The following is a 5470-nucleotide window of genomic DNA, read 5'->3' as shown; positions in this document are numbered from 1 at the left end:
CCCGGCGGCGAAGGCGATCCTGTCGAGCGTGTTCGAGGGGCTGCAACTGCCGATGGACCTCGCGCTCGCGGTGGAGAGCAAATACTTCACCAACATCGTGCTGTCCAAGGAGGCGGCGGCGATGATCCGCTCGCTCTTCCTGTCGATGGGCGAGCTCAACAAAGGCGTGCGGCGTCCTGCGAACGTCCCGCCGACGAATCTGAAGAAGGTTGGCGTTCTGGGCGCAGGCCTCATGGGCGCCGGCATTGCCTATGTCTCGGCCAATGCGGGCCTCGAGGTCGTGCTGATCGACCGCGACCAGGAATCGGCCGACAAGGGCAAGGCCTATTCGGACAAGGTCGTCAGCGGCCAGATCGCCAAGGGCCGCGCCAAGGCGGCGGACAAGGAGTCGTTGCTCGCCCGCATCCACGCGACCGCCGATTACGAAGCGCTCAAGGGCTGCGACTTCGTGGTCGAGGCGGTGTTCGAGGAGCGCGGCGTGAAGGCCGAGGCGACGAAGAAGGCGCAGGCCGTGCTCGGCCCCGACGTCGTTTTCGCCAGCAACACCTCGACGCTGCCGATCACCTCGCTCGCCGAGACCTCGCTGAAGCCCGAGCAGTTCATCGGCGTGCATTTCTTCTCGCCAGTTGAGAAGATGATGCTGGTCGAGATCATCATGGGTGAGAAGACGGACGCGAAGGCGCTTAGCGTCGCGATGGACTTCGTCCGCGCGATCAAGAAGACGCCGATCGTGGTCAACGACCGCCGGGGCTTCTACGTCAACCGCTGCGTAATCAACTACATGCTCGAAGCCCATCTCATGCTGATGGAGGGCGTTCCGCCGGCGATGATCGAGAATTGCGCCAAGATGGCCGGTTTGCCGGTCGGGCCGCTCGCGCTCACCGACGAGACGGGCGTGGACCTCGCCTACAAGATCCTCAAGGCGACCGAAGCCGATCTCGGCGCCGGCGCGATCGACGCTTCGCAGAAGAAACTGATTGAGACGATGGTTGTGAAGGATCAGAGATTCGGCCGCAAGAACGGCAAGGGCTTCTACGACTATCCCGCTACAGGGCCTAAGAGTCTGTGGCCGGGCCTGAAGGCCATCGCCGGCAAGACGCTCGATCCCGACACGCTCAGCGTCAAAGACCTGAAGGATCGGTTCCTGTTCCCCCCGGCGCTCGAGGCCGCGCGCTGCATGTTCGAGGGCGTCGTCACCGACCCGCGCGAGGCGGACGTCGGCTCGATCCTCGGCTTCGGCTACGCGCCCTACACCGGCGGTACGCTATCGTTCATCGATGGGATGGGGCTGAAGGCCTTTGTGGCCCGCGCCAAGGAGCTTGCGGCAAACTATGGGCCGCGTTTCGCGCCGCCCGAGAAGCTCGTCGTGATGGCGGAGAAGGGCGATACGTTCTACGGGACTAATGGCGAAAAGCAGAAGGCGGCGTAGTCCACCCTTTTTTCCTCGAATCAACACCGCCGGCGGCGACGTCGGCGGGGTTTTTTCTTGATCCTCTTCAGGCCGCTTGTCGGGCTCCCACGCGCGCCAGAATTTGGAATCCCGAAGCGACCGTTCGAGAGGGATATCCAGAATAATCAGCACTCGCCAAGATATGCTGCTAACACGATGAAATGGCTCGAAATTTGCGGAACCAACCCTTGCAAATCTGCGTTGATTGTGGCGCCATCGCCTTGTTCAATCTTTGGAGAAACCGCATGGTGAGCATCGAGTTCCGCCGCCAGCTCGAGGGGTTCGGTCTGACGACGGCCAATATCCTCTACCGCCTGCCCGACCATCCCGGGATTCTGCAGTCCTACATCTGGCAGCAGCACGACCTGCACCCGCATTTCCCGGAGCTGACCAAGTTCCTCGATTTCTGGACGCGGGAGCTCGACGGCCTCCTTCATTCGGTCACGGTTGCACACTCCCGGCTCATCACGCCGGCGGAGTTCCGCGCGGTGGACGGAGAGTTCCGGCTGCACTGAAGGCGGGACGTAGAATGGATCCCTGCAGCGCGCCCGGGATCGACGCCGATCGCCGCCCGCGCCCGTCCCGGAATCAGACAGGGAACGCTCCACCCGAAACGCCACAATCCTCCAGGAATTTGCGGACCTGCATCACCTCCGCCTTCATGAGAGTGTGGTTCGCCAGATGGAGCACCGTCTCTTTTCCGTTCAGTTTCACGCCGATGCGGCTCTTGGTCTTGGAGTCGATTTCGGCCCCGAGCCCGTTCAGGACCGTAGTGATGTCCTTCATCTCGAGGTTGGCGTTGACCGGATGGGCGAAGATCGCGTGTAGGATTTTTCGCTGATGATGGTTCACGGTCGTCTCCCTAAGCTGTTTCTGTTGTCAAAATGTCATCCTGCATCCGGCTGGCGCGGCTGTGTTTGACGGCCGTCAAATTTTTAGGCCGCCTTCTTGAGACGAACGACGGCAACAAGGTCAAAGCCGGCCGCGCGACAACCTGCACAGCAAATACGTCGGAGCTGACTTGAGAGGCCGATCGGACTCAAATCAACATATTGTATTTGTTGTGGGAATGAGGGTATGCCGTTACAGTATCTTCGTCCTTGCCGCACCGCCAATTTCCCAATTGCCATCAAGATGCTATGAACCCGCGCCGTCCGGTGAGCGACGTCTGCAAAGTGAGCAGGCCGTTGAGGCGACGCGCCGGCGTGGCGAAGGAGTAGTCTATTGGTGTTTTGGCGCACGATCCGCGATCGTATCGAGTCCATGCTGCTTGGCCAGTCGAACGCGACTCTTCGTCGGCTGCTGTCCGACCAAGGCGCGAAGCACTGGAAGGGCTACGCTTTTTCTTTCGCGATGATGGGTCTGATTGCGCTGACAACCTCTCTCTCGGCGTGGATCATCGGCAGGATCGTCGACAAGATCTTCGTCGCCCACAAGCTCAGCGCCGTCTGGGAGATCACCGCTGCCATCATTACCATCTATGTGGTCAAGGGGCTAGCCACCTACGGCCAGCAAGTGTCACTGTCACGCGTCGCCAACAGCATCGTAGCCGACGTCCAGACGCGCATCTTCGACCAGATGTTGCGGATGAAGGTCGAATATTACAGCCGCTCGCATTCGTCGGAGTTCATCGCCCGGCAGGCCTTCATTGCCCAATCGGCGAGCAACGTCCTCAACCTGCTCATCACCACTCTGTCGCGCGACGCGCTGACCATCGTCGGCCTCGTCGTCGTGATGGTGTCGCAGGACCCTCTGCTTTCGCTTCTCGCGCTGATGTTCGTGCCGGTCGCGGCGCTCGGCGTACGCAAGATCGGCCTTCGCGTGCGGCGGATCATGGCCAGCGAGTTCCAGGGCGCGATGCAAATGATGGAGTCGCTGCAGGAGACCGCACAGGGCGTCCGCATCGTCAAGGCCTTCACCCTCGAAGACTTCATGCGCAAGCGGCAAGGGGCGGCGATTCGCGGCTTCCAGACGGCGGCCAACAAGCTTGTATCCGTGAGCTCGCGCACAAGCCCGATCATGGAGAGCCTTGGCGGTTTCGCCATTGCCGCCGTCGTGCTCTATAGCGGCTATAGCGTCATCCTCCGCGGCAATCCGCCCGGAAGCCTGTTCTCGTTCATCACCTCGGTGATCATGCTGTACGAACCGATGAAGCGGGTCGCGCGGTTTCACGTCGACCTCTCTTCATCCCTGTTCGGCGTCAACATGTTGTACGATTTCCTCGATGCGCGCGAATTCGAGGAGGACCCTCCCGGCGCGGGCGAACTCACGATCACGGAAGGCCGGATCGAGTTTCGCGACGTGGTGTTCGGCTATCGTCCGGAAGAACGGGTTCTCCATGCCGTGAGCTTCGTCGCCCAGGCGGGGAAGACGACCGCCCTGGTCGGACGATCGGGCGGCGGCAAGTCGACGGTGATGAGCCTTATCCTGCGGCTCTACGACATCGAATCGGGTCAGATTCTCTGCGATGGCGTGGATATCTCGTCCGTTACGCGGGAGTCCGTCCGCCGGCAGATCGGCTACGTCGCGCAGGAAAACTTCCTGTTCAAGGGTTCGGTGCGCGACAACATCGCCATGGGACGGCCGGGCGCGACCGATGAGGAGATCGTCGCGGCGGCGAAAGCGGCCTACGCGCACGACTTCATCATGGGTTTTGACCGCGGTTACGGCACGCCCTGCGGGGAGCACGGCATGCAGCTTTCCGGCGGCCAGCGCCAACGCATCGCCATCGCCCGCGCGTTTCTCAAGGATGCGCCGGTCATCCTGCTCGACGAGGCAACTTCCGCGCTCGACTCCGAATCTGAGCAGGCGATCCAGAAGGCGCTGCACACCCTGTGTGAAGGCCGCACGACCATCGTTATCGCCCATCGTCTCTCGACAGTCGCGCAGGCCGACGAGATCTGCGTGATCGACCGCGGTCGCATCGTCGAGCGCGGCCGCCACCGCGACCTCCTTGCGCAGGGCCACACGTACAGCCTGATCGCGAAAACCCAATTCCCACGCGACGCGGCGTAAGGGATGCTGCAAGACGGCTCGCTCTGGCAATTCCGGCAGAGACATAGGATAAAGCGACCACAGGCCCGGATGCGCTAAAGCCGCGAAGCAGAGTCCCGCAAACTCCGGCGCGGCCCGGAGTCCTGAGCCGTGAAACCCTCGGCGGCCGCTGGGGACCGCGCTGCCACTACCACGATGAGCGACGCAGCGCCCAGGCCGAGTCAGACGAAGCCTAATCGAAGAATCGTCTCCTTGACCACCTCAACCCACGGACTAGGCGGCGCTTCTCCCGTTAGGTCCGGCGGGAGGGCGGCCCGGATTTCCGGTGTATCGAGCAGTTCGCGCAAGCGGGTTGAATCGAATTTGCAGCGCCGGAGGGCCGGCTAGAAATGAAGCGTCCCCCGTCGCGAGGTAGCTTCGAAGATTCCTCGCCGCAGCAACGGCAATATCGCGTCGTTCGTCGATAGAATTGCGCAGATGCCGTTGCGGATGCGTTAAGGACAGCGCGAAGACGCCGAGCCAAGCTGCAAGCGCTATAACACGCCACCCGCTCGGCTTGCTGGCGACCGCGTATGACTGGAAAAGCCAAAAGGCGCTCACCAGGTTAACCATCGATCCAATCAGCAGGACCCCAGTATAGCGGCTCTGAAGGGCCCATTGCGCCCGCCCCACAGCGAGTGCGACGACCTGGGCCAGCACCCATATGAGAACTGCTACGTTGACCCAACGCAAGTCGCTCGGCTCCGCACGGTCGGAGACCACGCGCACGATGAACAGCGCGGACGGAAGGAACAGGAGCAGTCCAATAGCCGTATGAGCCGGCCAAAACACAAGTTCCGCAAATGCCGTTAGGAACTGCCCGACGCTATGAGTGTAGTGCGGCACGGTTCTGAGACACTTGGCTGCGCTTGCTCAGGCGGCCAAGGGTAAGGTCGCTGTGAGGGTCGGGTCAATCGCAATTCGTGGCGTGGTTTGCTCCTCTCTGATCCTCGCGGGCGTCTTGTATCCGTGCCGCGCGACGAGCCA

4 protein-coding genes are annotated in these 5470 nt (G+C 61.8%); 3 read left to right on the top strand and 1 reads right to left on the bottom strand.

All coding sequences use genetic code 11. The annotated features are described in order from the left end of the window. Both ACLP25_RS16030 and ACLP25_RS16025 read left to right on the top strand, forming a co-directional pair. Positions 1-1429, top strand: a 1429-nt coding sequence (locus ACLP25_RS16030) for a 3-hydroxyacyl-CoA dehydrogenase NAD-binding domain-containing protein (protein WP_442470178.1), incomplete at its 5' end; no start/stop codon positions are given. A gap of 266 nt (positions 1430-1695) precedes the next feature. After that, a complete protein-coding gene (locus ACLP25_RS16025; RefSeq protein WP_442470177.1) occupies positions 1696-1965 on the top strand; it encodes an usg protein in 270 nt (89 codons plus the stop codon). Between the two features lie 73 nt (positions 1966-2038). On the opposite strand, the gene ACLP25_RS16020 is transcribed toward ACLP25_RS16025, so the two are convergent. After that, positions 2039-2302, bottom strand: a complete 264-nt coding sequence (locus ACLP25_RS16020) for a hypothetical protein (protein WP_442470176.1) — start codon at positions 2300-2302, stop codon at positions 2039-2041. A 375-nt stretch (positions 2303-2677) separates the two neighbouring features. On the opposite strand from ACLP25_RS16020, the gene ACLP25_RS16015 reads away from it, so the two are divergent. Continuing rightward, complete coding sequence (locus ACLP25_RS16015; protein WP_442470179.1) at positions 2678-4465, top strand: ABC transporter ATP-binding protein; 1788 nt, start codon at positions 2678-2680, stop codon at positions 4463-4465. The last annotated feature ends 1005 nt before the right edge of the window (positions 4466-5470 follow it).

This window comes from Roseiarcus sp., assembly GCF_052145395.1.
Taxonomy (GTDB): domain Bacteria; phylum Pseudomonadota; class Alphaproteobacteria; order Rhizobiales; family Beijerinckiaceae; genus Roseiarcus.
This window is presented reverse-complemented; position numbering and strand designations above follow the sequence as displayed.